We start from the raw sequence: 26350 nt of genomic DNA on the forward strand, positions 1-26350 counted from the left end.
CCCAGCGCCGGATCGGGCGATGCTACCTCAGCCCTAGGAAGCTTCCTACAAAGTTATGCGTATTAATAAACGGAAACTAAACACACAAACAAAAAGTTACCAAAAGACCTTTGACAGCGATGTAATTTCTTACACTTCCCCTTCTAACTGCGCGTGAGCTGTAAGCCGTTTCCCATATAGAGCCAATACCCGCTTCACGCCCCCTCCTCGTCCCACAACTGCGGTAAGGTGCGACCTGCATCGGCCACTTGCCGCAGGGAACTTGAGCATGAACACTGTATTTATCGTAGATGACCACCCAGTCATTCGCCTGGCTGTCCGCATGTTGCTGGAGAATCAAAATTACAAGGTCGTCGGCGAAACGGACAACGGCGTGGACGCCATGCAGCTGATTCGCGAAGCCCAGCCAGACCTGGTGATCCTGGACATCAGCATCCCCAGGCTTGACGGCCTGGAGGTATTGGCGCGCTTCCATGCCATGGACCTACCTCTCAAGATCCTGATCCTCACGGCGCAGGCGCCGGCATTGTTCGCGGTGCGCTGCATGCACTCCGGCGCGGCGGGCTACGTCTGCAAGGAAGAGGACCTCAGTGAACTGCTCAGCGCCATCAAGGCGGTGCTCGCCGGTTACAACTATTTCCCTAGCCAGGCCATTCACCCAACCCATGAAACAGCAGACGCCGACCTGCGATTGTTCCGACTGGTTAATGACCGCGAACTAATGGTATTGCAATTATTTGCCCAGGGACGGACTAACCAGCAGATTGCCAAGGGCATGTTCCTGAGTAACAAGACCGTGAGCACCTACAAAAAGCGGCTCATGCAAAAACTCGAGGTCGACAACTTAGTCGACCTGATTGAAATGGCAAAACGTAACGCGTTGGTCTGAGGCACACGATGGTAAAGCTGTTTTCCGCATTGATAATTGCCTTGGCACTCACCTGCAATCTGGCCCAGGCCTCGACTCACGACGTCACCCCGCACACGCTGCTGGCCCGCTCATCAGCGCTGCCTTCGAACCCCAAGCTCAGCGAACCCCAGCGCGAGTGGCTGCGCACGCGCAAGGCACTGGTGCTGGGCACTTCGGCGCCTGACTACCCGCCCTTCGACATCACCAGTGGGAGCCAGGTCTATCAAGGCCTCACCGCTGAGTATGCAAGCCTCATCGGCAAGGCGTTGAACCTGCCGGTGCAAGTGCTGCGCTATCCCAGTCGACAAGCCGCCGTGCAAGCGCTCAAACGCGGCGAAATCGACCTTTTAGGTAGCGCCAACGGCTACGAAGCCGCCAGCGAAGGACTGGCGCTGTCGCATCCCTATGCAGTCGATCAACCGGTCCTGGTTACCCGCGAGGACGAACAACGGCCACTCAACCAGGGCCTTGAAGGCCTGCGCCTGGGCATGCTGTACCATTACCTGCCGCGCGAAGAGGTACGCAGGATCTACCCCAAGGCCGAGCTGCTGGCGTTCGGCTCCTCGACCCAAGCGCTCAATGCCGTGGCATTCGGCCAGGCCGATGTGTTCATCGGCGACACCATCTCTACCCATTACCAACTCAACCGAGGCCATCTGCCCCGCTTGCGCATGGCCAGCTTTGGCCAGCATGAGAGTTTCGGCTTCAGTTTTGCCATGCGCGCCGATGACGTGCTGCTCAGGGAGGTAGTCAATGCCACTCTCGATCGCCAGTCCGGCGCCGTGCGCGCCAGTATCTTCAAGCGCTGGAGCGCTGGCGGCGACCTGCTGCTGAGCGAGCGCACGCTGCACCTGGACACGCAGGAGCAGCAGTGGCTGGTCAAGCACCCGGTGATGCGCGTAGCCATCGACGAAACGGCGGCGCCGCTTTCGTTTTTCGACAGCAACGGCCACTTTCGCGGCATCACCGCCGACTTGCTGGACCTGATCCGCCTGCGCACCGGGCTGCGCTTCGAGATCCAGCGCGCCAGCGGCATCGCCGACATGCTCGGGCAGCTCGAAGACGGCCGGGTCAACATGATCGCCGCGCTGTCCAGCGACGGCCTCGGCGACAGAGGCTTGCGCCTGAGTCGACCGTACCTGGAGAGCCCGCAGGTGTTGGTCACACGGGTAAAAGATCAAGCCTATGGCGCCCTGGAGCTACTGCAGGGGCGGCGCATCGCCATCTCCCGCTATAGCAACCTTGGCGAACTGCTGACCAGCCGTTACCCGGGTATCGGCTGGATCGAAACCGAAAGCCCGTTCTATTCGGTCGCGCTGCTCAACAGCGGCGCGGTGGACGCGGTCATTACCCCGTTGATCGACGCCAATCACGCGCTGGCCGGCAACCCCGATCTGATCATCCGCAGCACCGTCGGCAGCGAGCCTGCCAATTTCGCCATGGCGACCACCGAGCAGCACACGGCATTGGGCTCGATCCTCGACAAGGCGCTGCTGAGCATTTCCCCCGAAGAACTGGGTGTGATCAACAACCGCTGGCGCGGCTACGATGGCCACGAGGACAGCAGTTGGCTGGGCCTGCGCCGCCTGATCCTGCAAGTGCTGCTCGGCAGTGGCCTGCTGTTGCTGCTGGCCTTGCTCTGGAATGCGCGCCTGCGCGGGCAGATTCGCCAGCGCCAGCGTGCCGAGCGGGCACTGAGCGACCAGCTGGCGTTCATGAGCACGCTGCTCAATGGCACGCCGCATCCGATGTACGTGCGCGATCGCCAGGGCCTGCTGCAAAGCTGCAACGCCAGCTACCTGGAAGCCGTGCAAGCCAGTCTCGACCAGGTGATCGGCAAACCGGTGGCGCAACACGCCTTCGCCAGCCCGGCGAACAACCGCCAGATCCAGGCCGATTACGAGCAGGTCATGGCCGATGGTATGCCGCTGATCATCGACCGTCCGTTGCAGCTCAAAGACGGCGAGATCACCATTTACCACTGGATCCTGCCCTACCACGACTCGCTGGGCGAAGTGCAAGGCATCATCGGCGGCTGGATCGATATCACCGATCGGCGCAAGCTGGTGCAGGATCTGCGCGAAGCCAAGCGCCTGGCCGATGACGCCAACCGCGCCAAGAGCACCTTCCTGGCCACCATCAGCCATGAGATTCGCACCCCCATGAACGCCGTCATCGGCATGCTCGAACTGGCTGTCAGACGCGCCCGCGAGGGTCAGGTCGATATAGCTTCGCTGGACGTCGCGCACCAGTCGGCCAGCGACCTGCTGGGCTTGATCGGCGACATCCTGGACATCGTGCGCATCGAGTCAGGGCATTTGTCGCTCACGCCGCAAGCCGTCGACCCTGCAGCTCTGGTGGAGTCGGTTGGCCGCGTGTTCGACGGCCAGGCGCGGCAGAAGGGCCTGACCCTCAACCTGTGCATCAATCCGGACACACGCACTCACGTGCTGCTCGACCCACTGCGCTTCAAGCAGATTCTGTCCAATCTGATCAGCAACGCCATCAAGTTCACCGAACACGGCCAGGTGCAGGTAAGCCTGGGCCTGCGCGAAGCAGGCGCGGGTCTGCCGAGTACATTGGAGCTGGAGGTTCGCGACAGCGGCATCGGCATTGATGATGACGATCTGCAGCGCGTGTTCAATCCTTTCGTACAGGCCAATCCCAACAGCCAGGGCGCACGCGCGGGTACAGGGCTGGGGCTGGCCATCTGCCGCAGCCTCAGCGAGATGATGGGTGGGAACCTGGCCATCAAGAGCGTTGCGCAATTCGGCACACGGGTACAGCTGACGCTACCCGTGGAACGCGTCGCCCCGCCGACCGTGACGGATCCAGACATTGAGGAGATCGAGGCTCCGTCTGCCGAGCTCAGGGTATTGGTCGTCGACGACCATCCGGCCAACCTCATGTTGATGGCCCAGCAACTGGGCTACCTAGGCCTGACCCACGCCAGTGCCAGCGATGGCCGGGAAGGCTTGCACAAATGGCGACAAACAGCCTTCGACGTGCTGATCCTCGATTGCAGTATGCCGCACATGAGCGGCTACCAGCTGGCCACCGCCGTACGCAGCGAGGAGCGGCAAAAGGGTCGGGCGCGCTGCGTGATCCTAGGGTACACGGCCAATGCGCAACCGGAAGTGCGCCAGCGCTGTCTCGCTGCGGGCATGGATGACTGCCTGCTCAAGCCCATCAGCCTGCGTACGCTCAGCCAGCACCTTGCCAAGGTCGCACCGCAGCGCAAGCGCGCGACTGGCGCACCGATCAACCTGGCAGGCTTGGCCAGTATCGTTGGCCACGATCCACACAACCGCAGGTATTTCCTGGCCGCCGCTCACGCCAGCCTCGGTGAGGACTTGAGCACCCTCATGCGCCTGGACCCTGAGCAGCAAGCAGCGCAGATCCGTGAGCAGGCACACAAGATCCTCAGCGCGGCACGCGTGCTGGAGGCGAAGAAGCTGATGACAGTCTGTGAGGCTTTCGAGAACGAGCAACTGTCCGTGCAGCGACTAAAGCTGCTGCGACAGGCGTTGGCACGGCACATGCGCCGCGTGGAGAAAGCGCTGGCCGAGGAACTGGCCCAGGCTTGAACGAGCGACGCCCGCGCAGGGCGTCGCTCATGTGCATCAGGAAGCCGGGTTGATCGGCTTTTCCGGATACCAGGCATCGAGCAGCGGGCTGACTTCAATGCTGGTCAGCTCGCTACGGCCTTTGAGCCAGGCTTCAACGGCAGCGCGTTGCTCTTCGCTGACCGAGCCACGGTTGGCCAGGCAGACCAGACCAAAGTCATCGCCGCCGACGTAGTCCAGGCCGTTGGCGTCCATGGCTTCAGCCAGGAACGCGTCGAGGAAGGCATCGATGGCTTCGTCGGACAAGTCTTCCTTGAAACCCAGGTTCAGTTCGAAACCCAGCTCCTGGAATTCATCGACGCAGAGTTTCTTGCGCAGACGACGGGAACGGTTGGTAGCCATGAAACAATCCTCTTAAGTAATAACGCGCGGCACTTTACCAGTTTCCACGCTACAAAGGCGCTTTTCCGTCGAACGTGGCGCATGTAGGGTGCGCTTGGGGCATAATGCGCTCTATATTTCGTACTGGGGTGATCATCTCTTACAGCCCCAATGTCATTTTCCCTCGTCCGTAGGGCATCCAATTCTTATGATCAAAAAGCTCCGCCCCCTCGTTCTCGCCAGCCTGTTGCTACCGCTGGCCATGGCCAGCCACGCGGCCCCCGTCAACACCAGCCTGCCGCCAAAGGTTCAGCAGGCATTGAAGGCCAACAAGCTGCAGGACAACGCCCTGTCGCTGGTGATGCTGCCACTCAACGGCCCGGGTACCGCGACGGTGTTCAATGCCGATGTATCGGTCAACCCTGCCTCGACCATGAAGCTTGTCACCACCTACGCCGCGCTCGAACTGCTGGGGCCGACGTTCCAGTGGAAAACCGAGTTCTACACCGATGGCACCCTGAGCAACGGTGTCCTCAATGGCAACCTCTACCTCAAGGGCGGCGGCGACCCCAAGCTGAACATGGAAAAGCTCTGGCTGCTGATGCGTGATTTGCGCGCCAACGGCGTACGCACCGTGACCGGCGACCTGGTGCTGGACCGCAGCCATTTCGTGCAGCCCAACCTGCCCCAGTTCAACGACGACGGCGGGGACGTCAACAAGCCGTTCCTGGTCAAACCCGACTCGCTGATGGTCAACCTCAAGGCCCTGCGTTTCGTCACCCGCAACGACGGCGGCAAGGTCACCGTGGCGGTCGAACCGCCGATCGCCAGTATTCGTGTCGATAACCAGGTCAAAGCCGTGGCGTCCAAGCAATGCAGCGGCGATGTGCGCTACAACCCGGTGCCGCAAGCCGATGGCGTCACCGTCACAGTCACAGGCCAGCTCGGCGACGGCTGCAACTCGCAGACCTACTTGTCGCTGCTCGACCACCCGACCTACGCCGCCGGCGCAGTGCGCGCAATCTGGAACGAGCTGGGCGGCAGCATTCAGGGCCGTGACCGTATCGAGAACGTTCCAAAAGGCACGCGCCTGCTGGCCCGGGCATTCTCCCCAGACCTGGTCGAAGTGATCCGCGACATCAACAAATACAGCAACAACACCATGGCCCAGCAGTTGTTCCTGAGCCTTGGCGCGCAGTTCCGTACCGACGCCGACGGCGACGATGCCCGCGCGGCCCAGCGGGTAGTGCGCCAGTGGCTGGCCAAGAAAGGCATCACGGCACCGCATCTGGTAATGGAAAATGGCTCCGGCCTGTCGCGCGCCGAACGGGTCAGCACCCGCGAGATGGCGGCGATGCTGCAAGCGGCGTGGAACAGCAAGTACTCGGCCGAATTCATCAGTTCGATGCCGCTGGTGGGCATGGACGGCACCATGCGCAAGCGGCTCAAGCGCACCGCCATGACCGGTGAAGGGCACATCAAGACCGGCACCCTCAACACCGTGCGCGCCATTGCAGGTTTCAGCCGCGACAGCAACGGCAACACCTGGGCGGTGGCGGCGATTCTCAACGATCCCAAGCCCTGGGGCGCCGGCCAGGTGCTCGATCAGGTGCTGCTGGAGCTGTATCGCCAGCCGAAGCTGAACAACGGTGCCACCGCAGCCGCGCAATGAACCGGGGCTAGCCGACAGCGGCCCTTGAATGCGCGGCGGTCGCGCACACAAGTCCGCTCAGCTCAGTTCAGCTCCGCCTCGACTCGGTCGCGCCCGGCTTGCTTGGCGGCGTACACGCCGGCATCGGCGCGCAGCAGCAGCGCATCGGCGCCCTCCCCTGGGCGCCAGCCGGCCACGCCGAAACTGGCGGTGACCTCGCCGACACCTTCTATCGGAACGCCGCGTACGCTCTGCCACAGTTCCATGGCCAACAGCCGCGCCTGTTCGGCGCTGCTGCCGGGACACAACACCATGAATTCCTCGCCGCCCAAGCGGCAGAACACATCGGTGCGGCGCAGTCGCTGGGTGATACGTTCACACAAGCGGCGCAGCACCAGGTCACCGGCAGCATGACCATACTGGTCGTTGATGCGCTTGAAGTGGTCGATATCGAACATGATCACCGCCAGATCCTGCGTATCGCGCTGGGCGCGGTCGAGTTCGACCTTCAGTCGCTCCTGGAAATAGCGGCGGTTATGGATGCCGGTCAGCGCATCGGTCACCGACAACGCGCGCAGTTCCTCCTCGACATCCTTCAGATCGGTGATATCGGTCAAGTAGCCGTGCCAGAGCGTGCAGCCGTTCTCGCCAAGCTCCGGTGTGGCTTCGCCGCGTACCCAACGCAAGCCGGCACGCGGCAGGCATACGCGATACTCCTCGCGCCAGGGCGTGAGGTGCTCGGCTGAATAGCGTATCGAACGCTGGACCTGTTCCAGGTCATCGGGATGAATCCGCTCCGAGACCACCGCAGCATCCTCGCGCAGCCGCTGCAGGTCGATCTCGTAGATGTCGTACAGCCCGGCGCTGGCGTAGGGGAAACAGACATGCCCGTCGGCGTCGAGCTGGTACTGATAGATGCCGCCCGGCACCTCGGCACTGAGTTTCTCCAGCAGGCGATCACGCAGGGCGAGCGCTTCGAGGACGCGGCGACGCTCGGTTACATCGATGCAGATCGCCAGGTAGCCGACCCACAGCCCTTGCTCATCGATGACCGCAGTCACCAGCATATTGGCCAGCAACTGCGTGCCGTCGCGGCGCACCAGGGTCCACTCGCTAGGCTCGCCACCGCTGCGCTGGATATTTTCGGCGAACATCGCCTGGCCGGCGGCGATGGTGCAGCCGAAGCGCTCGCTCAGGGCGCGGGCGCGCAGACTGAGCTCATCGGGCAGCAGCAACTGCTCGAGCTTCAGCTGCCCGATCGCTTCGCTGGCCGTATAGCCCAACATGCGCTCGGCACCGGCATTGAAGGTGCTGACCACGCCCTTGAGGTTGGTCGCGATGATCGCGACCTGCGTGGCGGCATCCAGCACGCTGCGCAGCTGCCCGTGGGTTTCACGCAGCGAATGTTCGCTGACGCGCAACTGCCGGGTGCGTTGTTCGACCAGGGTCATGGCCCGCTGGCGCTGGCTGAACAGACTGTACAGCAGCACGCTCAACAGCAGGCTCAAGAGCCCGCCAAGCAGGCCGACGCTCAGCGCCGCCGTGGACCGGTTGGCCTGCACGAATGCCTGGCTTGGGCGAATATCGACTTGATACTGATGGTCAGCCAGGTGCAGCAACTGACTGCTGAGCATGGGCAGCGGCGCAATGGGGTTGCCTGAATCGAACAGGACTTCCCCGCCTTGAGCGCCGCTCGGGTCGGTGATGCGCACCACCAGGTTGTCATTGGCCGGGATGGGCAGGTCTTCGGTGACCAGTTGGCGCATGTTGAGCAGGCCCATGACATACCCGCCTGGCGTCTGCGTCACTGGGGTCGCAGGGAATACCGGAGCGACCATCAACAGTCCACGTACATGCAGCGGCGCGACATCCAGCAGATCGATCGGCACCGACACGGCCATGCTACCCGGACGTTGTGCCCGCTGCAGCGTCTGCTCGCGGGCCGACTGGCTGCGCATGTCCAGGCCAAAGGGTTGCAGCTGCGCCGCATCACCTTGGGCGTACAGTACCGGGTAGTAGTGGTCGCGCGCAGGTGCAGGTCGCCAGTGCCCGGCGTCGTCGAGCTCTCGGATCTGGTAGGGCTGGCCCAGCCAGGCACTGGCCTGGCGCTCGAAATCGCCTCGCTGCGCCGCCTCGACCCGCGGCGCCCAGGAATAGGCCTGGGTGCGCTGCAGCAACGGCCGTGCGTAGCCATCGAATTCCGCTGGGGTGATTTCGCTGGAGAAAGTAAAGAAGCGCCGCAAGCCGTCCAGGCGTTGCTCCTGGTCGCCGAAGCGTTCGGCGATCCGGCTGTGGCGTTCGCTGGCCAGCAACTCGAAGCGCTGGCGCAGCTGTTGTTTGTAAAACGCCTGCGCAGCCATGGCCAAGGCCGCCGACAACAGGGCGCCGGCGACCAGCGCCACCAGCGCCACTGCCCAGGCAGCCATCGTCTCGCTGCAGAAACCCAACACCTTCGCACGCACGCCCCACTTCGACATAGATCAATCTCGTCACGTCAGCGTCCTGCGAATTCTCGGGCCCTGAGCTCAGTTATAGCTATTGGCCATTAGCCACGCAATGCGCCTCGTCCAATCAGCGCAGCTGCAGGCGCCAGGCACGGTGGATACGGTTGTTGCGCGCGAAGTCCGGATCCAGGGTCTGCGCGCTGATTTCCTCCACCGCATAGCGCGTGCTGATGTGTTCATCGAGCTGGAACTTGCGGAAATTGTTGGAGAAGTACAGCACTCCGCCCGGCGCCAGACGCGCCATGGCCAGGTCGAGCAACTGGACATGGTCGCGCTGCACATCGAACACGCCTTCCATGCGCTTGGAGTTGGAGAAGGTCGGTGGGTCGATGAAAATCATGTCGTAGCTGTCGCGATGCGCTTCCAGCCAGGCCATCACATCACCCTGCTCCAAGCGATTGCGCTCGGAGAACCCGTTCAGCGCCAAGTTGCGCCGCGCCCAGTCCAGGTAGGTTTTCGACAAGTCGACGCTGGTGGTGCTGCGCGCTCCGCCCTTGGCCGCATGCACGGTGGCCGTGGCGGTGTAGCAGAACAGGTTGAGGAAACGCTTGCCGGCAGCTTCGCGCTGGATACGCATACGCATCGGGCGGTGGTCGAGGAACAGGCCAGTATCGAGGTAGTCGGTGAGGTTGACCAACAGCTTGACGCCGCCTTCGCTGACTTCCTGGAAGCGCCCTTCAGTGGCCTGGCGCTCATACTGGCGGGTACCGCTCTGACGCTCGCGGCGCTTGAGCACCACGCGCTGCGGGTCGATGTTCAAGGCCTGGGGAATGGCCGCCAGGGCATCGAGCAGGCGTGCCTGGGCCTTGTCCGGGTCGATGGATCGCGGCGCAGCATATTCCTGTACGTGGACCCAGTCCTGGTACAGGTCGACCGCCAGGGCATATTCTGGCATGTCGGCATCGTACAGACGGTAGCAGCTGACCTGCTCGCGGCGCGCCCATTTGCCCAATTGCTTAAGGTTCTTCTGCAGGCGGTTGGCGAACATCTGTGCGCCTTCGGAAAGACGTGCCGGCTCGCTGGCCGGCGCGCCCTGTGGACGCTGCTGTGCGTGGTCGCCCTGGTTTTCGCGGCGCTCGCCGGTCACGAACTGGTCGGGCTGCACCTTGAACAGCAACAGCTTGCACGGCAAGGCGCCGTTCCAGAAGGCATATTGCTTGTGGCTGCGAATGCCCATCCGCTTGCCCAGCTCCGGGGCACCGGTGAACACCGCAGCCTCCCAACCCATGCACGCCTGGCGCAGGCGCTCGCCGAGGTTCTGGTAGAGGTACAGCAGGCTGGCTTCATCACCCAGACGCTCGCCGTAGGGCGGGTTGCTGATCACCAGGCCCTTCTGGTTCTGGTCCGGACGCGGCTCGAAGCTGGCCACCTCACCCTGGTAGATCTTGATCCAGTCGGCAAGGCCGGCACGTTCGACGTTGTTGCGCCCTGGCTGGATCAGCCGCGGGTCGGCTTCGTAGCCACGGATCCACAGCGGCGGCTTGGCCAGGCCCGCTTGGGCGCGGGCTTGGGCCTCCTCGAAAACCTTGCGCCAGGTGGCTGGCACGTGGCCCAACCAGGCAGTGAAGCCCCACCGCTCACGCTTGAGGTTGGGCGCGATGTCGGCGGCGATCATCGCCGCCTCCACCAGGAACGTACCCACGCCGCACATCGGGTCCGCCAGCGCCCCGCCCTGCGCGGCCATGCGTGGCCAGCCGGCGCGGATCAGCACCGCCGCCGCCAGGTTTTCCTTGAGCGGCGCGGCACCTTGCTGCAGGCGGTAACCGCGCTGGTGCAGGCTGTGGCCGGACAGGTCGAGGGAGAGGATCGCCTCACCGCGATCCAGGCGCAGGTGCACGCGCACATCCGGGTCGATCTTTTCTACCGAAGGACGCAGGCCTTCGCGGTTGCGCAACTTGTCGACGATGGCGTCCTTGACCTTGAGCGCACCGAAGTGGGTGTTGTCGATGCCCGAGCCATGACCACTGAACTCCACGGCCAGGGTACCGTCGGCGGCGAGGTGATCCGCCCAATCGAGGGCGTGTACGCCATCGTACAGATCGTCGGCGTTTTTCATGGCAAAGCGCTTGAGCACCAGCAACACGCGGTTGGCCAGACGCGACCACAAGCACAGGCGGTAGGCGGTTTCCATATCGGCGACGCCGCGAATGGCCGAGGTGTGCTCGCGTACATCGTCGAGGCCCAGGCCCCGGGCTTCATCAGCGAGCAGGCCTTCCAGGCCTTTGGGGCAGGTAAGGTAGAGTTCGAAACGGTCCGACATGAGTATTCCAGCGCCTTTGGCTTAAAGAGGTGACCAGGCGACGCATCGCCTGACCGATGTTTGCCCGAATGCCCTTTCAACAAGCATTCGAGTGGCTCTGCCTGTGCGTTGAGCAGCAGCAGAGCCGGGCCACCTGATCCATCCGCCGTTTGCCAGGGGGCAAAAACAGCTTAGATCATCAGGCAGTACCAATAATTTCTCGCAGCGACGGTGACAGCGTGACCCTTCGTCGCATTACCTGATATTTCTGCTAGGTAGCACCGACGCTGGCAAAATGACGCCAAGGATCGGCAAACCCCTGTGACAGCGGGACTATCGGTTAATAAGGTTGAGTCGCATTTATTTACTTATCCCCTCACCCTTGGAAAGGTTACGTGCTTATGACAAAACGATCATTCACAGGGTCACTTGCTTTGGTTAGAACTGGGCTCAGGCCGCTTCGCAACGAAACGGCACTTTCAGCCCGCCACGCCGGCAGCGGGCGCTACAACCGGCAGAAAGACTCTGCCCGGCCTCGGAGAGGTCGACGGGACATTACAGTCAACAAGTGAGGGCAACACCCTATGAGAAGACTTAAGCGTGATCCGTTGGAAAGAGCATATTCACGTGGCTACCAATACGGGGTAACCGGCAAATCCCGAGAACTGTGCCCTTTCAATCTTCCTTCTGTTCGCCAAGCCTGGATCAACGGCTGGCGAGAGGGTCGCGGTGATAACTGGGATGGCATGACAGGCACCGCGGGCATCCATAGACTCAACGAAAATCACGCCGTTGGCTGAACGAGGACACTGAATTCGAGTCACCATGCGCGCCCTATCCGGGCGGCGGGCTGCGGCCCAAGGGCCCCTTTTCAGGGGCCCTTTTTATTGCCGCGCTCAGGCCCTTGGCATTGCCGCGATGGCATCCACCGCCTCACGAATCAGCGCCGGCCCCTTGTAGATGAAACCTGAATAGATCTGCACCAGGCTGGCCCCTGCGGCGATTTTCTCAGCAGCGTGGCGACCCTCGGTGATGCCGCCAGCGGCGATGATCGGCAGCTTGCCCGCCAGCTCTGCAGCCAGCACCCTGACGATATGGGTGCTCTTCTGCAATACCGGCGCCCCCGACAGCCCACCGGCCTCCCCGCCCTGTTCCAGCGCTTCGACGCCTTCACGGCCCAGCGTGGTGTTGGTGGCGATAACCGCATCCATTCCCGAGGCCAGCAACGCGCTGGCGACGAGGGCGGTTTCCTCATCGCTCATGTCCGGCGCGATCTTGATCGCCAGCGGCACCCGCTTGCCATGGCTGACAGCCAGTTGCTCGCGGCGCTCGGCCAAGGCGTCGAGCAGCTGCTTGAGTGAGTCACCGAACTGCAGGCTGCGCAGCCCAGGCGTATTCGGCGAGCTGACATTGACGGTGACATAACTGGCGTCACCGTAGACCTTGTCCAGGCAGATCAGGTAGTCGTCGACGGCGCGCTCGACAGGCGTGTCGAAATTCTTGCCGATATTGATCCCCAGCACCCCGGCGTAACGCGCGGCGCGCACGCGCTCGAGCAGGTGATCGACACCGAGGTTGTTGAAACCCATGCGGTTGATGATCGCCGTAGCCTCGGGCAGGCGGAACAGCCGCGGCTTGGGGTTACCCGGCTGCGCACGAGGGGTCACGGTGCCGATTTCGACGAAGCCGAAGCCCAGCTGAGCGAAGCCATCGATCGCCGTGCCGTTCTTGTCCAGACCTGCCGCCAGCCCTACTGGGTTGGCGAAATTCAAACCCATGACCGTCACCGGCAGCGCAGCCGGCTGCTTGCAAAGCTTGCCGTTGAGACCCAGGCGGCCACCGGCACCGATCAGGTCCAGCGACAGGTCATGGGAGGTTTCCGGGGAAAGCTTGAACAGCAGCTGGCGGGCCAGGGTATACATGGGCGGGCAAGGCTCGGGGCAAGTGAGGCAGCGATTATAGCCAGCACGCGTGCACCATGACAGGGGCTTGGCACATCGGTTGCTACTTCCCTGGCAAAAGCCGATGGATTGCGAGGCCAGACTTACGTGAACACTGCACCACTTGCCTGGGTCAACGGCAGCGACGCGCCAGAGAAACCCAGCCTGGAGATCGGCTTCATGGCGTTGAGCGACTGCGCCTCGGTGGTGGTTGCGGCCACCCAAGGTTTTGCCCAACAGTACGGGCTGACGCTGAACCTCAGGCGCCAGGGGTCATGGGCCAGTCTGCGCGACAAGCTGGCCAGCGGTGAGCTGGATGCCGCCCATTGTCTGTACGGATTGGTCTATGCCGTACACCTGGGTATTGGCGGCGTACCAGCACGCGAGATGGCGGTGCTGATGGGGCTGAACCAGAATGCCCAGGCCATCAACTTGTCGCCCGCACTGCAGCGCCTGGGCGTGACCAGCCCTGGCGCATTGGCTAGACGCGTGCACCAGAGCGGCGCACGCCTGACCTTTGCCCAAACCTTCCCCACCGGCACCCACGCCATGTGGCTCTACTATTGGCTGGCCAGCCACGGCATCCACCCGTTGCACGACGTGCACAGCGTAGTGGTGCCGCCTGCGCAGATGGCTGCTCACCTCGAAGCCGGGCGCATCGATGGCTTTTGCGTTGGAGAGCCGTGGGCGGGCGCCGCCGTGAGTCGCGGCCAGGGCTTCACCCTGGCGACCAGTCAATCGGTCTGGCCAGATCACCCGGAAAAGGTACTGGGCTGCGCACGCGCCTTCATCGAGCAATACCCCAACAGCGCACGGGCGCTGATCAAGGCAATCCTGGCGGCCAGCCGGTTCATCGAACAAACCCCGCAGAATCGCCAAAGCACCGCCCGCTTGTTGAGCGGCGATGCTTACCTCGACATGCCGTTAGACACGGTCGAGCCGCGCCTGCACGGCGATTATCAAGATGGCCTGGGCAACCGCTGGCATGACGCCCATCCCTTGCGCCTGCACGATGATGGCCGCGCCAACCTGCCGTACCTGTCCGATGGCATGTGGTTCATGACCCAGTTTCGCCGCTGGGGCCTACTGCGCGAAGACCCGGACTATCTGGCCGTGGCCGGTCAGGTGCAGCAACTGCAGCTCTATCGCGAGGCCGCCAGCGCCGTGGCGGTGCCCTGCCCTGCCCAGGCCATGCGCAGCAGTGTGCTGATCGATGGCAGCCACTGGGATGGCAGCGATCCGTTCGCCTATGCCCGCAGCTTCCGCCTTCACGCCATGAGCGACACGGGCGCTGGGCAGATCAGCCTATGAGGAGCCTGGCGATGCTGCGAATCCTGCTGATCGACGATACCCGGAGCAAACTCGGTCGCCTCAAGGCGGCATTGTGCCAGGCTGGCTTCGAGGTCATCGAAGCCCCCGAGCTGACCATCGACCTGCCCGCCTGCGTCGAAACAGTGCATCCGGATGTGGTGCTGATCGATACCGACTCCCCAGACCGCGATGTCATGGAACACGTGGTGCTGGTGAGCCGCGACCAACCGCGACCGATCGTGCTGTTCACCGACGAGCACGACCCGGCGATGATGCGCCAGGCCATCCAGGCCGGGGTCAGTGCCTATATCGTCGAGGGCATCCAGGCGGCGCGCCTGCAGCCGATCCTCGATGTCGCCATGGCCCGTTTCGAGAGCGACCAGGCGCTCAAGGCCCAGTTGCTGGCCCGTGATCAGCAACTGGCCGAACGCAAGCGCATCGAGCAGGCCAAGGGCTTGCTGATGAGAATGAAAGAGTGCAATGAGGAGCAAGCCTACACCTTGATGCGGCGTCAGGCCATGAGCCGCCAACAGAAGCTGATCCAAGTGGCCGAGCAGATCATTGCCATGCATGAAATGCTCGGCTGATCGGCCGGACACTGCCCAGGCAGGCGAGTTGGCCCGGCTCTTGCTGAACATATACCACTGGTAGCCAACGGCGGTTGCCGCCAAGCCCCCCCGACAAAGACGTCGCTCACCCTCCACGCCAGTGGCCCGGGTAGCGGCGTCTTTTCGTTTCCGTTGCAGTAACCAGTGAGGTGTTCAATGAGTGACAGTTTCTGGAAATCCGGACATGTGCCGACACTGTTCGCAGCGTTCTTATATTTCGACCTGAGCTTCATGGTCTGGTACCTGCTGGGGCCGCTGGCGGTACAGATCGCCGTTGACCTGGAACTCAGCGCCCAGCAACGCGGACTGATGGTGGCGACGCCTATTCTCGCCGGTGCCGTCCTGCGTCTGGTCATGGGCGTGCTGGTCGATCGGCTGTCACCGAAAACCGCCGGCCTGATCGGCCAGGTGATCGTCATCGTGGCGCTGACTGGCGCATGGTACCTGGGCATACAGACGTACCAACACGCCCTGCTGCTGGGCGTATGCCTGGGCGTGGCCGGCGCCTCGTTCGCGGTGTCGCTGCCGCTTGCCTCGCAATGGTACCCACCCCAGCATCAGGGCAAGGCGATGGGCATCGCGGGCGCCGGCAATTCCGGCACCGTGTTCGCCGCCTTGCTGGCGCCGCTGCTGGCCGCAGCGTATGGCTGGAACAACGTGTTCGGCCTGGCGGTGATTCCTTTACTGGTGGCCCTGGCTGTTTTCGCCCTGCTTGCACGTAATGCGCCGCAACGGCCCAAGCCGAAGGCGGCAGCCGACTACCTAAAAGCCCTGGGCGACCGCGACAGCTGGTGGTTCATGTTTTTCTACAGCGTGACCTTCGGCGGCTTCATCGGCCTGGCCAGCGCGCTGCCCGGCTATTTCAGCGACCAGTACGCGCTGAGCCCGGTAACCGCGGGTTACTACACCGCTGCCTGTGTCTTCGCTGGCAGCTTGATGCGCCCGTTGGGCGGTGCGTTGGCCGATCGCTTTGGCGGGATCCGCACCTTGCTCGGGATGTACGCCGTGGCAGCCGTGTGCATCGCGGCGGTGGGATTCAACCTGCCGAGCGCCGCGGCGGCCCTGGCCTTGTTCGTCAGCGCCATGCTCGGCCTTGGCGCTGGCAATGGCGCCGTGTTCCAACTGGTGCCGCAGCGTTTTCGCCAGGAGATCGGCGTGATGACCGGGCTGATCGGCATGGCCGGCGGCATCGGTGGCTTTCTGCTGGCGGCGGGGCTCGGCGCCATCAAGCAGCACAGCGGTGACTACCAGCTAGGCCTGTGGCTGTTCGCCAGCCTTGGACTGCTGGCCTGGTTTGGCCTGCATGGCGTCAAGCTGCGCTGGCGCACTACCTGGGGCTCGGCTGCGATCACCGCGGCGCGTGTCTGAGCTAGCGCCATGCCCCTGCAACTGACTTTCGCCCAGGCCAGTGCCACCGGGCCTCGCCCTGAGAACCAGGACGCCCTGCGCCTGGTCACCCCGGCGCCTGAACTGGCCGCCAGCAAAGGCTACCTGCTCGCGCTCGCCGACGGCGTCAGTCAGTGCGCCGACGGCGGCCTGGCGGCGCGCGCAAGCTTGCAGGCGCTGGCCTTGGACTACTACGCCACCCCCGCCACCTGGGGCGTGGCGCAAGCGTTGGACCGTCTGTTGCTGGCGCAGAACCGCTGGCTGCGCGCCCAGGGCGGCCAGCCCTTGCTGACCACCCTCAGCGCGCTGGTGCTGCGCGGGCGACGCTTCACCCTGGCCCATGTCGGCGACTGCCGCGCCTACCGTTGGCACGCGCAACGGCTGCAGTGCCTGAGCACCGATCATGTCTGGGACCAGCCGGGTATGCAGCATGTGCTCAAGCGCGCATTAGGCCTGGACGAACATCTGCTGGTCGACTACCTGGACGGCGAGCTGCAGGCCGGCGAATGCTACCTGCTGCTCAGCGACGGCGTCTGGGCGAGCCTGGGCGACCGGCACATCCAGGCCATCCTGCGCGATCAGCCCGACCTGCAGGCGGCCGCCGATACGCTGGTGGCCAGCGCTCACTTGAGCGGCAGCCAGGACAACGCCAGCGCCGTGCTGGTGCGCATCGACCAGCTCGGCGCGTCGGACCTCGCAGATTCGCTGGTGCAGGTGCAACAATGGCCGCTGCCCGGTGCCCTGCGCGAGGGCCAGCTCATCGATGGTTGGCGGGTCGAGCGGCGCGTGGCTCACAGCCGGCAATCACTGCTCTACCGCGTGCACGATGCGCAGGGCCACCCATGGCTGATGAAAACGTTGCCAAGCGCACGCGAGCAGGAGCCGGGCGCCGCGCAAGGGCTGCTGTTGGAGGAGTGGTTTCTACGCCGCGTGGCAGGTCGGCATTTTCCTGAAGTACATGCCGCCAGCCAACGACAACACCTGTATTACGTGATGCGCGAGCACCCCGGCAGGACGCTTGCCGAGCACGTCGCCGCACACGGGCCGCTGCCTGTGGGGCAGTGGCTGGAGGTGGCGCGCCAGCTGCTGCAAGCGGTTGGCGTATTACACCGGCGCAACGTGCTGCACCGCGACATCAAGCCAGACAACCTGCACCTGGGTGACGATGGGCAAGTGCGCTTGCTGGACTTTGGCCTGGCCTACTGCCCCGGCCTGTCCGAAGCGGGTGGGCAGCCATTGTCCGGTACGCCGTCCTTCATCGCCCCGGAAGCATTCGAAGGTCAGCCACCTTCGCCTCGCCAAGATTTGTACGCGGCCGGTGTGACGCTCTATCACTTGCTCACTGGGCATTATCCCTACGGCGAAGTCGAAGCCTTCCAGCGCCCGCGCTTCACCCAGGCACATAACCCAGCACGCTATCGTCCCGACTTGCCCGAATGGCTGCAGCACAACCTGCTGCAAGCGGTGGCGGCGAATCCAGCGCTGCGTTTCGAAACCGCCGAGCAATGGTTGCTGCTGCTTGAACGCGGGGAACGTCAGGAACTACCGGGCCGCCCTCGGCCTTTGCTGGAACGCGAGCCGTTAAGGGTGTGGCGCACGGTAGCGCTGGTATCACTGCTGATCAATCTGCTGCTGCTGATCGTTTGAGGTGATGGCCAAACCGGTACAGGCTAAATTGCAGGCAAAGAAAAACCCGGCCGGAGCCGGGTTTTTCTGTGGAAGCTTTAAACCAAATTACTTGGCTTGGGCTTCGACCTGAGCTTCAACGCGACGGTTGACAGCACGGCCTTCTTCAGTGGCGTTGTCGGCAACTGGACGGGTTTCGCCGTAGCCAACCGAGTCAACACGGCTCGATTCTACGCCGTACTGCTGGGTCAGAACCTGCTTGACAGCGTTGGCACGACGCTCGGACAGCTTCTGGTTGTAAGCGTCTGGACCTACGGAGTCAGTGTGACCTTCAACCACGGTGGTGGTTTGTGGGTACTGCTTCATGAAGTCAGCCAGGTTCTTGATGTCGCCGTAGCTGTTAGGCTTGACGACCGACTTGTCGAAGTCGAACTTGACGTCCAGCTCAACGCGAACGACTTCGGCAACAGCCGGGCAGCCATCAGCGTCAACAGTTACGTTGGCTGGGGTGTCTGGGCACTTGTCGACGTTGTCGCACACGCCATCGTTGTCGGAGTCGGAGCAAACTTCAGCAACTGGAGCTGGAGCAGGAGCTGGTGCTTTGCCACCGCTACCACCGAAGTTCAGACCAACACCCACGCTTGGACCCCACTCGGTCTGGTGGCTGTCGATGTTGTACATGGCTTCAACGCCGGCACGGGCGAAGAACATGTCGGTGATGTACCACTTGGCGCCAGCGCCGATGTTGGCGAAGGTGGAGTGGTCACGGCCGCTACGAGTGGCCTGACCCAGGCTCTCGTGAGCGAAACCAGCCGAAACGTACGGACGCAGAGCGTCGCCAACGGTACCGAAGTGGTAGGTGGCGTCCAGCTTGGCCTTGGAACCTTTGATGTCTTTGTTGAAGACTTCGCCACGAGCGTTGTGGGTCTCGTTGTAGCCCAGGTCCAGGGAAACGTCGTCAGTCAGGAAGTAACCGAGGCGAACACCAGGGTTGGTGCCGTCGTTCTTGAAGTTACGGTTGCTGTCGTAGTACTGCTTGGTGACGTTGCCTTCGATTTCGACCGCGCCTTGGCCTTGAGCCAGAACGCCGAACGAAGTAGCAGCGACGAGCGAGCCAATGGCCAGGCCCAAGGTGTTTTTCAGTTTCATCCGTTAAATCCCCATCTGGTGATAGTTAAGCAGTCCCACCAAATCCTGGGGGACAACTCGACGGCAAGTCTAGCAGAACTCACCGATCCGTTAGAGATATTTGCAAGGGACTAAGTTTCATCCAAACCTGCAAATTTCTCGCGAAGCTTGTCTAACGCACGCTTGTAACGCATTTTCGTTGCGCTCAGGCCCATGTGCATGATATCGGCGATTTCCTGGAATTCCAGTTCTGCGACGAAACGCAACACCAGAATCTCCCGATCGATCGGGTTCACATGCACAAGCCACCTGTCCAGCCCGCCTTTCTCCTCCGGTTTCGGTGCCTTGTCTTCGGACGCCTCTTCAATAGGGTCCAGACTCAAGGCATCCATCAGCCGGCGTTTACGACGCTCCTTGCGATACTGCGTGATGCACTCGTTGTAGGTGATGCTGTAAAGCCAGGTCTTGAACTTGGACTTACCCTCGAAGTTCTTCAGGCCATACAGCACCTTCAGCATCACTTCCTGACAGACATCGTCAGCGTCGCGGTCGTTCCCTAAATAACGTGCACAGACGTTGAACAGGGTCCGTTGGTAGCGCCGCATGAGTTCCTCATAGGCGCGGGTCACGTGGTACAGCTCCTCATGCGAACGCGCCACCAACTCCTCGTCGGTGAGTTCGCGGGGGTCGTAACGCATGGGCGGCGAATGCACTTTATTCAAAACGGATCTGGCCGACAGTCAGGTCAATGTCGCCGCTCAGCCCCCTCGGGGCCGATTTCGCGGCGGCATACATTAACAGCTTTGTGCGGTTAGCGGCTATCGACGCGCTGCTCGAGGAGCACGCGGTTGGACAGCGAAACCAACTCGCCCGCGTCGGTCAACAGCGTCGTCTTGACCGTACCGATTTCCTCGATCATGCCCTCGACCTCGCCAACACGCACCTGCTGGCCGACCTGATACAGCTCGCGCACATAGATGCCCGCCAGAATCTGCCCGGCCAATTCGCGACTGCCAAGGCCCATGGCAAGCGCAACGGCCAGACCAACGGTAATCAAGCCGATCACGATCACATGGTTGAGCAGGTCGGTCTTGACCTCGAGCTGACTGATGGCCACCGAGATACTGATGATGATCACCAGGCCTTGAGTGATGCGCCCCAGCCCTGCCGAATACTCCAGGCCAATGCCTTCTGCCGCGCCGCGCACCAGGCCGTTGGCGACCTGCGCCAACAAGACGCCGGCCAGCAGCACCAGCGCCGCGCCGAACACCTTGGGCAGGTAAAGCGCCAGCATGTCGAGGGTGGCCGAGACCCGTTCCAGACCCAGCGACTCAGCGGCAGAAACCAGGAAGATCAACAGCACGAACCAGTAGACGATCTTGCCGATCAGGGTCGAGATCGGCACCTGGATGCCGACCCGGCCGAGCATCTTGGTCAAACCGGTGCCCGCCATCAGGCGGTCCAGGCCAAATTTGGCCAGCAGCTTGGACAACAGGGTGTCGAGCAGCTTGGCCACGACGAAACCGAGCAGCACCACGACCAAGGCCCCGAACAGGTTGGGGATGAAGTTGGCTACCTTGGTCCATAGGGCGGTCATGGCGGTGACCAGGCTCTGGGTCCAGAGATCGAGTTCCATATTCAATCGGCCTTATCTGCTTTGCTGCCGCTGGCAGCGTTGCGGGGGGAATGTCGGCGCACCGGCGCAACATGCGCCGAGCCATTGTTCACGGCGATCAGCAACGCCTGGCTCCAGCGGCCAAGCAGGCTGAACAGATCGCCGACGCCAACCTGGCGGTTGGCCGTTTTCAGCACGCGACCCAGGCATGCGGCATCGTCTCGATCCTCACCGGACGGCGACGCCTTGAGCAGGTCACGCAAAGATTCTTCGAACGGATCGTGCATGGGCACCTCACGCAGTGTCAGTCAGAGACGAGGTGGCCGAGCAATCGGTCACACTCTGCAGCGCCGTCTTCATACCCAGCGCAGCCGCCTGAACATCCACCATTGCCCGACCGCCAGCGCCAGCACGATCAGGCAGGCGACCAGAAAGCCATACGGGCTGCTCGCACCGGGGATACCGCCGACATTGATGCCAAGCAACCCGGTGACAAAGCTCATCGGCAGGAAGATGCAGGTAATGATGCCGAACCGATACATGGTGCGGTTCATACGCTCGCTGCGGCGGCGGTCTTCGCTCTCGAGCACCAACGCCGCGCGCTCACGGGCCAGCTCGAGCTCTTCGAGGTAGCGGATCAGGCTGTTGTTCAGCTCGTTCCAGTAGTCGGCGTCGGCGTCGCAGAACCAGCTCCATTTGCTGCGCGACAATTGCGCATAGATGTCGCGCTGCGGGGCCAGAAAACGCCGCAAGCCGGCAGCTCGGCGGCGGATCTGCTGCAAGCTTCCCTGCTCGGGGGTATAGCGCTCGTCGGACTCGACCTTTTCTTCTTCGAGGTCGACCCACTCGGCCAGATCGCTGACCAGCCCCTGAACCTTCTCGGTGAGCAACTCGCCCATCAGCAACAACAGCTCGGACGCCGACTTGGGCCCTCGGCCCTCCTCCAGCTGCTGCAAGATCTCGTCACTGGCCCGCAACGGCCGCAGGCGCAGCGAAATGACCCGCTGCGCCTGCGCGTGAATGCGCACCGAGACCATGTCTTCGGGTTCGGCGCCGGGGTTGAGGTTGACCCCGCGCAAAAACAGCAACAATTGCTCGCCCGCCTGAGGCAGCAGGCGTGGCCGGGTGTTTTCCTCCAACAGCAGGTCGCAGGCGAATTCACTCAGGCCACTTTGCTGCAACAGCCAGCTGCGCGTCTGTGGGTGGCTACGATCCCAATGCAGCCAGAGGCTTTCATGGGGTTGCAGGTGCAAATCGGCCAGCGCGGTCCTGGCGAGCGGACGCGCGCCGCCTTGGCCATCGAGCACCAGGGCATGCACCAGCCCCCACTGCGCGTTGTCTTCCTCTAACATCAACACTCCATCAGCGCATGCGGCGCACTACTGCGGCATAGCCAGCGGGCTGGGCGAGACCAACACGCCATTATTGTCGGCATACAGGTACTCGCCAGGGCGGAAGGTGACGCCGGCAAACGTGACCGCCACGTTGAGGTCGCCAACGCCGCGCTTGTCGGTCTTCATCGGATGGCTGGCCAGGGCCTGGACGCCGACGTCGGTCTGGATCAGCACATCGACATCACGTACGCAGCCGTAGATCAGCAGGCCTTCCCAGCCGTTGCTGGCGGCTTTTTGCGCGAGCATGTCGCCGAGCAGGGCACGGCGCAGCGAACCGCCGCCATCGACTACCAGGACCTTGCCCTTGCCATCGAGCTCGACCTGCTCCTTGACCCGTGAGTTGTCCTCGAAGCACTTGATGGTGACGATCTGACCACCGAACGAATCACGGCCACCGAAGTTGCTGAACATCGGTTCGAGCACCTGAACCAGGTCAGGATAGGCATCGCACAGGTCGGGCGTTACGTAATGCTGCATGGCAAGCTCCTGTCAGTCATAACGAAAGCGGTTATGGGCCAAGGCTACACCGTCCAGGTCGTTGCAGTCATCCGAGACCGTTCAGTCAGTTCACCGCCAGCGGTTGGTCCCGCGCCGTGGCGGCATGCACGGCCAGCGCAGGCTCGCGCAACCAGCGCTCGACCAGTGGCCATACCTGCACCTGGGCCGCTTTGCTGACAAGCATGTCGACATGGCCAAACGCCTCGAAGCCCTCTTCGCGGCCCAAGCGCAAGAACTGCTTGCACGCCCCGCCCCACTGTTCATAGAGCTTGCGACACGCCCACACCGGGTCTTGCGCATCGCCGGCGCCAGCCACCGCCAGCAGCGGCGTGGACACCTGCGCAAGGCCCGCCCACCAGTCGTTGCGCGTGTCGCCGAAGCGGCCGAACAGCCCGTGCCAACGCAGGCTTTCGAACGCCAGGCCAAGGGGTTCGTCTTCTGGCCCGCGCTTGAAGCGCGGCCCGGAAATCTGCCCCCAGCGCTTGAGGATCAGTTTCGCCCCCCACACCAGTGGTGGCACTTTCAGCGGCCAGTACCTGCGGCTCACCTGGGTCCCGAACAGCGCCACGCTGGCGACCAGTTGCTCGCCCAGGAACCCACCACCCAACGCCGCCGCCAGCGTCGTTCCGCCCAGCGAGTGACCTATCCAGTGCGGGGCCTGGCCCGATTGCTCACGCACGAATGCGCCGATCACCGGCAGATCGTCACGGGCGTAGTCGGCGACGCAATTGCGCTGCCATTGCTGGTTGCGCGGCGACAGGCCGTGGCCGCGCATTTCGGCGATCCACACATCGAAACCGGCGCGCGCCAGGTACGCGCCAAGGCCAATCCCCTTGGGTGAGTACCAGAAACGCCGGTTGGAGAAACTGCCGTGCAACAAGATCACCGGCACGCCCTGGGGCTGCTCCTGGTCGGCCAGGCCCAGACGGGTTACGGCCAGCTCGACACTGGGGTCGGCAGCATTGCCGGCCTTGATTCGATAGACATCTTCACTGAGATCACCGCGACGCTCGGCACTGAGCAGGGCCACGGGAAACAAGTTGCTACTGCTTTGCATAAGCTTGCTTAACGCACAAAAAAGGGCGGGTTCCATTACTGGAGCTCGCCCTGGAAAAAAACCAGGCGAGGGTGCGCCAGATGCACCCTCGCATTTCACCGTATCACGCTGCGCCTGGGCCTTCGGCCAGGAAGAACCAGGTTTCGAGCACCGAGTCCGGGTTCAGCGACACGCTTTCGATGCCTTGTTCCATCAGCCACTTGGCCAGGTCCGGGTGGTCCGACGGGCCCTGGCCGCAGATGCCGATGTACTTGCCCGCCTTGTTGCACGCGGCAATGGCGTTGGCCAACAGCTTCTTGACCGCAGGATTGCGCTCGTCGAACAGGTGCGCAATGATCCCCGAGTCGCGGTCCAGGCCCAGGGTCAGCTGGGTCAGGTCGTTGGAGCCGATCGAGAAGCCGTCGAAGTACTCGAGGAACTCTTCGGCGAGGATGGCGTTGGACGGCAGCTCGCACATCATGATCACACGCAGGCCATTGTCGCCACGGGCCAGGCCGTTCTCGGCGAGCAGGTCGACGACCTGGCTGGCCTCGCCCAGGGTGCGCACGAACGGCACCATGATCTCGACGTTGGTCAGGCCCATCTCGTTGCGCACGCGCTTGAGCGCACGGCACTCGAGCTCGAAGCAATCGCGGAACGATTCGCTGATGTAACGCGAGGCACCGCGGAAGCCCAGCATCGGGTTTTCTTCTTCGGGCTCGTAGAGCTTGCCGCCGATCAGGTTGGCGTACTCGTTGGACTTGAAGTCCGACAGGCGCACGATGACCTTTTTCGGGTAGAAGGCCGCCGCCAGGGTGCTGATGCCTTCGACCAGCTTCTCGACATAGAAGCCGACCGGGTCGTCGTAGCCAGCGATGCGCTTGTCGACGCTTTCTTTCAGGTCGGCCGGCAGGCCGGCGTAGTTCAGCAGCGCCTTGGGATGCACGCCGATCATGCGGTTGATGATGAACTCCAGGCGCGCCAGACCCACGCCTGCGTTGGGCAGCTGAGCGAAGTCGAAGGCGCGGTCGGGGTTGCCGACGTTCATCATGATCTTGAATGGCAGCTCGGGCATGGCATCGACCGAGTTCTGCTTGACGTCGAAGCCCAGCTCGCCCTCGAAGATGAACCCGGTGTCGCCTTCAGCGCAGGAAACGGTCACGCCCTGGCCGTCTTTGAGCACCTGGGTGGCGTTGCCGCAGCCAACCACGGCGGGAATGCCCAGCTCACGGGCGATGATCGCCGCGTGGCACGTACGCCCGCCACGGTTGGTGACGATGGCGCTGGCGCGTTTCATCACCGGCTCCCAGTCCGGGTCGGTCATGTCCGACACCAGCACGTCGCCTGGCTGGACCTTGTCCATCTCGGACACATCGTTGATCACGCGGACCTTGCCGGCGCCGATGCGCTGGCCGATGGCGCGGCCTTCGACCAGCACGGTGCCTTTTTCCTTGAGCAGGTAGCGCTCCATGACGTTGGCACTGGCGCGGCTCTTGACCGTCTCGGGACGTGCCTGGACGATGTACAGCTTGCCGTCGTCACCGTCCTTGGCCCACTCGATGTCCATCGGGCGCTGATAGTGCTGCTCGATGATCATCGCCTGCTTGGCCAGCTCGTTGACTTCCTCGTCGCTCAGGCAGAAGCGCGCACGTTCGGCGCGGTCGACCTCGACGGTCTTGACCGAGCGGCCGGCCTTGGCTTCGTCGCCGTAGACCATCTTGATCGCCTTGCTGCCCAGGTTGCGGCGCAGGATCGCCGGGCGACCGGCCTGCAAGGTCTGCTTGTGGACATAGAATTCGTCAGGGTTGACCGCACCCTGCACCACGGTTTCGCCCAGGCCGTAGGCGCCGGTGATGAACACCACATCGCGGAAGCCCGATTCGGTATCGAGGGTGAACATCACGCCGGCAGTGCCGGTTTCTGAGCGGACCATGCGCTGCACGCCGGCCGACAGGGCCACCAGCTTGTGGTCGAAGCCTTGGTGCACGCGGTAGGCGATGGCGCGGTCGTTGAACAGCGAGGCGAACACTTCCTTGGCCGCGCGGATCACGTTGTCGACGCCACGGATGTTGAGGAAGGTTTCCTGCTGACCGGCGAACGAGGCGTCCGGCAGGTCCTCGGCGGTGGCCGACGAGCGCACGGCCACCGCCATGTTGTCGTTGCCTTGGGCCATTTCGGCGAACGCGCTGCGGATCTCGGCATCCAGGCGCGCCGGGAACTGCGCTTCCATCACCCACTGGCGGATTTGCGCGCCGGTCTTGGCCAGGGCGTTGACATCGTCGACGTCCAGCGCATCGAGCGCGGCATGGATCTGGTCGTTCAGGCCACTTTGTTCGAGGAAATCACGATACGCCTGAGCCGTAGTGGCAAAGCCGCCCGGCACCGATACACCAGCACCGGCAAGGTTGCTGATCATCTCGCCCAGGGATGCATTCTTGCCCCCCACATGCTCCACATCGTGGACGCCGAGCTTATCGAGGGAAACTACGTACTCTACCAAGGTGATCTCTCCACTAACTGTATTGGAAAAGCTCAAGGGCGCCCGCCTGCCTGATCT

The 26350-nt window shown here is 63.0% G+C and carries 20 protein-coding genes; 8 read left to right on the forward strand and 12 right to left on the reverse strand.

The genetic code is table 11. The features are described 5' to 3' along the window. The first annotated feature begins 268 nt into the window (after positions 1-268). Positions 269-889 (forward strand): response regulator transcription factor, encoded by a 621-nt coding sequence (locus ACLEJW_RS14720; protein ID WP_145181606.1) that lies wholly within the window; start codon positions 269-271, stop codon positions 887-889. Positions 890-897: 8 nt separating this feature from the next. After that, complete coding sequence (locus tag ACLEJW_RS14725) at positions 898-4497, forward strand: ATP-binding protein (RefSeq protein ID WP_440777808.1); 3600 nt, start codon at positions 898-900, stop codon at positions 4495-4497. Positions 4498-4533: 36 nt separating this feature from the next. On the opposite strand, the gene ACLEJW_RS14730 is transcribed toward ACLEJW_RS14725, so the two are convergent. Further along, a complete protein-coding gene (locus ACLEJW_RS14730; RefSeq protein ID WP_060508095.1) occupies positions 4534-4878 on the reverse strand; it encodes a YggL family protein in 345 nt (114 codons plus the stop codon). Positions 4879-5065: 187 nt separating this feature from the next. Between ACLEJW_RS14730 and dacB the strand changes: the two genes are divergently transcribed. Then, positions 5066-6529: a D-alanyl-D-alanine carboxypeptidase/D-alanyl-D-alanine endopeptidase gene (dacB, locus tag ACLEJW_RS14735; RefSeq protein WP_313301596.1), complete on the forward strand. Its 1464-nt coding sequence runs from the start codon at positions 5066-5068 to the stop codon at positions 6527-6529. Between the two features lie 62 nt (positions 6530-6591). Here the strand turns inward: dacB and ACLEJW_RS14740 are convergent, their stop codons facing one another. Together ACLEJW_RS14740 and rlmKL are read right to left on the reverse strand one after the other, a co-directional pair. Further along, positions 6592-8985, reverse strand: coding sequence for a sensor domain-containing diguanylate cyclase (locus ACLEJW_RS14740; protein ID WP_440777809.1), 2394 nt, complete (start codon positions 8983-8985; stop codon positions 6592-6594). 94 nt (positions 8986-9079) lie between these two features. After that, entirely contained in the window at positions 9080-11272 is a 2193-nt protein-coding gene (gene rlmKL, locus ACLEJW_RS14745) for a bifunctional 23S rRNA (guanine(2069)-N(7))-methyltransferase RlmK/23S rRNA (guanine(2445)-N(2))-methyltransferase RlmL (RefSeq protein WP_145181598.1), read from the reverse strand. 563 nt (positions 11273-11835) lie between these two features. Here rlmKL and rmf point away from each other — a divergent pair. After that, entirely contained in the window at positions 11836-12051 is a 216-nt protein-coding gene (gene rmf / locus ACLEJW_RS14750; RefSeq protein ID WP_003248687.1) for a ribosome modulation factor, read from the forward strand. 96 nt (positions 12052-12147) lie between these two features. Here rmf and ACLEJW_RS14755 read toward each other — a convergent pair whose 3' ends face one another. Continuing rightward, complete coding sequence (locus tag ACLEJW_RS14755; RefSeq protein WP_145181596.1) at positions 12148-13173, reverse strand: quinone-dependent dihydroorotate dehydrogenase; 1026 nt, start codon at positions 13171-13173, stop codon at positions 12148-12150. A 126-nt stretch (positions 13174-13299) separates the two neighbouring features. Here ACLEJW_RS14755 and ACLEJW_RS14760 point away from each other — a divergent pair, with 126 nt between their 5' ends. From ACLEJW_RS14760 to ACLEJW_RS14775, 4 genes are all read left to right on the forward strand, one after another. Further along, the gene (locus ACLEJW_RS14760) at positions 13300-14502 is read left to right on the forward strand and encodes a CmpA/NrtA family ABC transporter substrate-binding protein (protein WP_440777810.1); all 1203 of its coding nucleotides are present in this window, start codon (positions 13300-13302) and stop codon (positions 14500-14502) included. An 11-nt stretch (positions 14503-14513) separates the two neighbouring features. After that, the gene (locus ACLEJW_RS14765) at positions 14514-15089 is read left to right on the forward strand and encodes an ANTAR domain-containing response regulator (protein ID WP_313645720.1); all 576 of its coding nucleotides are present in this window, start codon (positions 14514-14516) and stop codon (positions 15087-15089) included. 177 nt (positions 15090-15266) lie between these two features. Beyond that, positions 15267-16478: a nitrate/nitrite transporter gene (locus ACLEJW_RS14770; RefSeq protein ID WP_440777811.1), complete on the forward strand. Its 1212-nt coding sequence runs from the start codon at positions 15267-15269 to the stop codon at positions 16476-16478. A gap of 9 nt (positions 16479-16487) precedes the next feature. Then, positions 16488-18143, forward strand: coding sequence for a protein kinase domain-containing protein (locus ACLEJW_RS14775; protein ID WP_440777812.1), 1656 nt, complete (start codon positions 16488-16490; stop codon positions 18141-18143). 87 nt (positions 18144-18230) lie between these two features. Here the strand turns inward: ACLEJW_RS14775 and ACLEJW_RS14780 are convergent, their stop codons facing one another. The 8 genes from ACLEJW_RS14780 to ppsA form a co-directional block, all read right to left on the reverse strand. Beyond that, the gene (locus ACLEJW_RS14780) at positions 18231-19271 is read right to left on the reverse strand and encodes an OmpA family protein (protein WP_145181586.1); all 1041 of its coding nucleotides are present in this window, start codon (positions 19269-19271) and stop codon (positions 18231-18233) included. 110 nt (positions 19272-19381) lie between these two features. After that, a complete protein-coding gene (gene sigX, locus ACLEJW_RS14785) occupies positions 19382-19948 on the reverse strand; it encodes an RNA polymerase sigma factor SigX (protein WP_145181585.1) in 567 nt (188 codons plus the stop codon). A gap of 113 nt (positions 19949-20061) precedes the next feature. Further along, entirely contained in the window at positions 20062-20886 is an 825-nt protein-coding gene (locus tag ACLEJW_RS14790; protein WP_145181583.1) for a mechanosensitive ion channel family protein, read from the reverse strand. A gap of 2 nt (positions 20887-20888) precedes the next feature. Then, positions 20889-21152 (reverse strand): CrfX protein, encoded by a 264-nt coding sequence (locus tag ACLEJW_RS14795; RefSeq protein WP_145181581.1) that lies wholly within the window; start codon positions 21150-21152, stop codon positions 20889-20891. 69 nt (positions 21153-21221) lie between these two features. Further along, complete coding sequence (locus tag ACLEJW_RS14800; RefSeq protein WP_145181579.1) at positions 21222-22217, reverse strand: zinc transporter ZntB; 996 nt, start codon at positions 22215-22217, stop codon at positions 21222-21224. Positions 22218-22244: 27 nt separating this feature from the next. Continuing rightward, positions 22245-22736, reverse strand: a complete 492-nt coding sequence (rraA, locus tag ACLEJW_RS14805) for a ribonuclease E activity regulator RraA (RefSeq protein ID WP_145181577.1) — start codon at positions 22734-22736, stop codon at positions 22245-22247. Between the two features lie 85 nt (positions 22737-22821). Further along, positions 22822-23814 (reverse strand): alpha/beta fold hydrolase, encoded by a 993-nt coding sequence (locus ACLEJW_RS14810; protein ID WP_440777813.1) that lies wholly within the window; start codon positions 23812-23814, stop codon positions 22822-22824. 103 nt (positions 23815-23917) lie between these two features. After that, on the reverse strand, positions 23918-26293 hold the full coding sequence (gene ppsA, locus ACLEJW_RS14815) for a phosphoenolpyruvate synthase (RefSeq protein ID WP_145181574.1): 2376 nt from the start codon (positions 26291-26293) through the stop codon (positions 23918-23920). Positions 26294-26350 lie beyond the last annotated feature (57 nt).

It is taken from the genome of Pseudomonas sp. SMSB3 (assembly GCF_052041965.1).
GTDB lineage: Bacteria > Pseudomonadota > Gammaproteobacteria > Pseudomonadales > Pseudomonadaceae > Aquipseudomonas.

Bases quoted from the DNA above. Each gene is read 5' to 3' on its own strand.
- ACLEJW_RS14720 (WP_145181606.1), top strand. From the start codon at position 269: ATGAACACTGTATTTATCGTAGATGACCACCCAGTCATTCGCCTGGCT.
- ACLEJW_RS14725 (WP_440777808.1), top strand. From the start codon at position 898: ATGGTAAAGCTGTTTTCCGCATTGATAATTGCCTTGGCACTCACCTGC.
- ACLEJW_RS14730 (WP_060508095.1), bottom strand. From the start codon at position 4,878: ATGGCTACCAACCGTTCCCGTCGTCTGCGCAAGAAACTCTGCGTCGAT.
- dacB (WP_313301596.1), top strand. From the start codon at position 5,066: ATGATCAAAAAGCTCCGCCCCCTCGTTCTCGCCAGCCTGTTGCTACCG.
- ACLEJW_RS14740 (WP_440777809.1), bottom strand. From the start codon at position 8,985: ATGTCGAAGTGGGGCGTGCGTGCGAAGGTGTTGGGTTTCTGCAGCGAG.
- rlmKL (WP_145181598.1), bottom strand. From the start codon at position 11,272: ATGTCGGACCGTTTCGAACTCTACCTTACCTGCCCCAAAGGCCTGGAA.
- rmf (WP_003248687.1), top strand. From the start codon at position 11,836: ATGAGAAGACTTAAGCGTGATCCGTTGGAAAGAGCATATTCACGTGGC.
- ACLEJW_RS14755 (WP_145181596.1), bottom strand. From the start codon at position 13,173: ATGTATACCCTGGCCCGCCAGCTGCTGTTCAAGCTTTCCCCGGAAACC.
- ACLEJW_RS14765 (WP_313645720.1), top strand. From the start codon at position 14,514: ATGCTGCGAATCCTGCTGATCGACGATACCCGGAGCAAACTCGGTCGC.
- ACLEJW_RS14770 (WP_440777811.1), top strand. From the start codon at position 15,267: ATGAGTGACAGTTTCTGGAAATCCGGACATGTGCCGACACTGTTCGCA.
- ACLEJW_RS14775 (WP_440777812.1), top strand. From the start codon at position 16,488: ATGCCCCTGCAACTGACTTTCGCCCAGGCCAGTGCCACCGGGCCTCGC.
- ACLEJW_RS14780 (WP_145181586.1), bottom strand. From the start codon at position 19,271: ATGAAACTGAAAAACACCTTGGGCCTGGCCATTGGCTCGCTCGTCGCT.
- sigX (WP_145181585.1), bottom strand. From the start codon at position 19,948: ATGCGTTACGACCCCCGCGAACTCACCGACGAGGAGTTGGTGGCGCGT.
- ACLEJW_RS14790 (WP_145181583.1), bottom strand. From the start codon at position 20,886: ATGGAACTCGATCTCTGGACCCAGAGCCTGGTCACCGCCATGACCGCC.
- ACLEJW_RS14795 (WP_145181581.1), bottom strand. From the start codon at position 21,152: ATGCACGATCCGTTCGAAGAATCTTTGCGTGACCTGCTCAAGGCGTCG.
- ACLEJW_RS14800 (WP_145181579.1), bottom strand. From the start codon at position 22,217: ATGTTAGAGGAAGACAACGCGCAGTGGGGGCTGGTGCATGCCCTGGTG.
- rraA (WP_145181577.1), bottom strand. From the start codon at position 22,736: ATGCAGCATTACGTAACGCCCGACCTGTGCGATGCCTATCCTGACCTG.
- ACLEJW_RS14810 (WP_440777813.1), bottom strand. From the start codon at position 23,814: ATGCAAAGCAGTAGCAACTTGTTTCCCGTGGCCCTGCTCAGTGCCGAG.